Below are 519 nucleotides of genomic sequence, written 5' to 3'. Positions count from 1 at the left end.
CAAGACCAGAACATCATAACCCGCTTCTAACAGGCATAGTGTAGCGTGGGAGCCGATATAACCGGCACCTCCAGTAACAAGAATGCTCATATCATAATACCGCTATAATTAATTTTAGTCGCTACCTGTAGGGTCCCGGATGATCAAATGAGCTATAGGAGTTATCCTCTGCTGGTAGCCCTGGATACCGCAGGTGCTGCGCTTATTGATTGAGTTCAGAAATCACACGGGACCCGACACGTACAACATAATGGCCTTGACCAAGTTGTTTGGCACATCATCATAATTGGCCAGCAGCTGCTTGGTGTCTTTCGTTAGGCAATAGCCTACCATCACCGAAAGAAGGGATGTTGCCTGAATTCAGGGTCCAAAGTGCTGCGGTTATTCTATAAATTCATGAAGCCTCGACTACAGATGATAAAATTTTCGCATCTCCTTATCCTTAACTTTGTCAAGTTCAGATAAAAATTCGGAAACCCTAGAATCCTCGAGAGAAACACTTATCGGCTTATCTAGCCC

The 519-nt window shown here is 44.7% G+C and carries 1 protein-coding gene; it reads right to left on the bottom strand.

The genetic code is table 11. The features are described 5' to 3' along the window. The coding region (locus tag SCI24_RS21480) for an NAD-dependent epimerase/dehydratase family protein (RefSeq protein WP_318727293.1) at positions 1 to 90 on the bottom strand (90 nt) is incomplete at its 3' end. Positions 91 to 519 lie beyond the last annotated feature (429 nt).

The organism is Halomonas sp. (assembly GCF_033549285.1).
Lineage (GTDB): Bacteria > Pseudomonadota > Gammaproteobacteria > Pseudomonadales > Halomonadaceae > Halomonas.
Note: the sequence above shows the minus strand (reverse complement) of the source record. Positions and strands in the feature narration are given on the sequence as shown.